Consider the following 2,758-nt stretch of genomic DNA (forward strand, 5'->3'; position numbering starts at 1 on the left):
CCATGGCAGGGCGATCTTGTTGCGTTCTGCCAGGGCGAACAGCAGTTCAGGCTCCAGCGACCCTTCCAGGTGCAGGTGCAATTCGGCCTTGGGAAGGGCGTTCAACCAGTCGTACATTATTGAATTCTCATCAGGTGCAATGGAGGCATTCTACAGGTCGACGCTGAGGGTTTTGGTAAAACCTGACCAGTCGGTTCATTTCGCCGCCTGCAGTTCTCGCCGATAAGCATAGGTGTTGGCAAAGCGCGACAGCAGAAATTCCGCGCGGGTGGTGATCGGATATTTCGCCGGGTGCTGCCCGCCACTGCTGCGCTAAGGTGTAACGAAACGTTAGCAACTCACCGCAGTCTGTAGCTCATCGTTTCCGGTTCTCTTCATTCGGCAAAAGGCCCGCGATGCTCACCTTACTCAAGCAAGAGAAATTCCTGCTGCTGGCGCTGCTCGCAGCGTGTACGGCCTTCGCGCTGGAGCACTGGCTGCTGCACAGCGGCCAGATGACGGCCCTGATCGGCGGGTTGGTGCTGGTGGCCTTTATCGTCTGCGCCTCGATGCGCGTCGCCCATCACGCGGAATTGCTCGCGGAAAAAGTCGGTGACCCCTATGGCACGATGATCCTGACCCTGGCCGCGGTGCTGGTCGAAGTGGTGATCCTGGCGATCATGATGAGCAACGAAGCCTCAGCGACCCTGGTGCGCGACACCATCTACTCAGCGGTGATGCTCGACATCAACGGCATCCTCGGCCTGGCGGCACTGATGGGCGGGATAAAGCATGGCGAGCAGTCCTATAACGATGACTCGGCGCGGACTTATAGCGTGATGATCCTGACCGCCATGGGCGTTTCCATGGTGGTCCCGGAGTTCATTCCCGAAGCGGATTGGAAGATTTACTCGGCCTTCACAATTGGCGCCATGGTGATGCTTTACACCTTGTTTTTGCGGATGCAGGTTGGGCCCCATAGCTATTTTTTCAGCTACAGCTACCCGGAGAAACGCCGTAAGGGCGAACCTGCGCACGACACGCCTGCGATCAACCTCGGGCTGTCCATTGGGACCTTGGTGTTCGGTGTGGTGGTGATTGGCGCACTGGCCGAGGTGATGTCGAAAACCCTCGACCTGGGCCTTGAAGGCACGGGCGCGCCACCGGTGATGACGGCGATTCTGGTGGCGGCGATTTCCGCCGCACCGGAGATTCTGACCGCATTGCGCGCGGCGCTGGCCAACCGCATGCAGTCGGTGGTCAATATTGCTTTAGGCGCTTCACTGTCGACGGTGATCCTCACGGTGCCGGTCATGGAAGCCATGGCGCTCTATACCGGCCAGCCGTTCCAGATGGCCATGACCCCGGTGCAGACGGTCATGGTGTTCATCACCCTGATCGTCAGCGCGATCAACCTCAACGATGGCGAAACCAACGCCATCGAAGGGATGACGCACTTTGTGCTGTTTGCCACTTTTGTCATGTTGTCGTTGTTGGGTCTCTAAAAAGCTTCGCGGGCAAGCCCCCTCGCCACAAATGCCCGCCAGACCAAAGATTTAGGTTAACTGACCGGCATTGGGGCAAGCTCGCTCCACAGTTGATCGTGTCGTGTCAGATGCCTGCGATCAACTGCCGCGCTGCTTGGCTGTGATCAGCAATCAATTCCTTCAAATCCAGCCCCTCAACCTGCCCGTCGATCACTCGCCATTTTCCTCCTACCATCACCCGGTCCGCTCGATCTGCGCCACACAACAGCAGCGCCGACAACGGATCATGACTACCGGAAAAACGCAGCTCATCGAGTTTGAACAACGCCAGGTCCGCCTGCTTGCCCACCGCCAGTTCGCCGATATCGCTGCGTCCGAGCAGTTGCGCCGAACCGCGGGTGGCCCAGCCGAGCACTAACTCGGGAGTGATTTTTTCCGCGCCATAACGCAGGCGTTGCAGGTAAAGCGCCTGTCGGGTTTCGAGGATCATGTTCGACGCGTCGTTGGAGGCCGAACCATCCACACCCAGGCCCAATGGCGCGCCCGCTGCGATCAAGTCCAGGGTCGGACAGATGCCTGAAGCCAGGCGCATGTTCGAGCTCGGACAATGACAGATGCCGGTGCCAGCCGCGCCCAGGCGAGCGATTTCATCCGGGTTGAAATGAATGCCATGGGCCAGCCAGGTACGAGGCCCGAGCCAGCCGACGCTGTCCAGATAATCCACGGTGCGCAGGCCGAAACGTTGCAGGCAGAAGTCTTCTTCGTCGAGGGTTTCGGCGAGATGGGTGTGCAGGCGCACGTCGAGCTTGTTGGCCAGTTCCGCACTGGCCGACATGATTTGTGGGGTAACGGAAAACGGCGAGCAGGGCGCCAGGGCAATCTGGATTTGCGCGCCATCGCCACGTTCGTGGTATTCGGCGATCAGGCGCTGGCTGTCGGCGAGAATCACTTCACCTTGTTGCACGGTCTGTTGCGGCGGCAGCCCGCCGTCGGCTTCACCCAGACTCATCGAGCCGCGGGTGAGCATCGCGCGCATGCCCAGTTCGCGCACGCTCTGGACCTGTACATCAATGGCGTTTTCCAGACCTTCGGGGAACAGGTAGTGGTGATCGGCCGCGGTGGTGCAGCCAGACAGCAGCAACTCGGCCAGAGCGACTTTGCTCGCCAATGCCAGTTTCTCCGGGGTCAGTCGAGCCCAGACCGGATACAGGGTTTTCAGCCAGGGGAATAACGGCTGATTGACCACCGGCGCCCAAGCGCGGGTCAGGGTTTGGTAGAAGTGGTGGTGGGTG

General features: G+C 59.7%; 2 protein-coding genes and 1 pseudogene. 1 reads left to right on the top strand and 2 read right to left on the bottom strand.

Features of this window, described 5'->3' with window-relative positions; translation table 11 throughout:
• Nucleotides 1-117: pseudogene (locus tag F8N85_RS33595) on the bottom strand (adenosine deaminase); the annotation flags it as partial.
• Nucleotides 118-395: 278 nt separating this feature from the next.
• Here F8N85_RS33595 and F8N85_RS33600 point away from each other — a divergent pair.
• On the top strand, nucleotides 396-1,484 hold the full coding sequence (locus tag F8N85_RS33600) for a calcium:proton antiporter (RefSeq protein ID WP_150807476.1): 1,089 nt from the start codon (nucleotides 396-398) through the stop codon (nucleotides 1,482-1,484).
• Between the two features lie 106 nt (nucleotides 1,485-1,590).
• On the opposite strand, the gene F8N85_RS33605 is transcribed toward F8N85_RS33600, so the two are convergent.
• Nucleotides 1,591-2,758, bottom strand: a 1,168-nt coding sequence (locus F8N85_RS33605; protein ID WP_150807655.1) for an 8-oxoguanine deaminase, incomplete at its 5' end; no start/stop codon positions are given.

The sequence above is a fragment of the Pseudomonas fluorescens genome, from assembly GCF_902497875.1.
Taxonomy (GTDB): domain Bacteria; phylum Pseudomonadota; class Gammaproteobacteria; order Pseudomonadales; family Pseudomonadaceae; genus Aquipseudomonas; species Aquipseudomonas fluorescens_BR.

Excerpts from the sequence above, each read along its gene's own strand:
- F8N85_RS33600 (WP_150807476.1), top strand. The coding sequence starts at position 396 with ATGCTCACCTTACTCAAGCAAGAGAAATTCCTGCTGCTGGCGCTGCTC.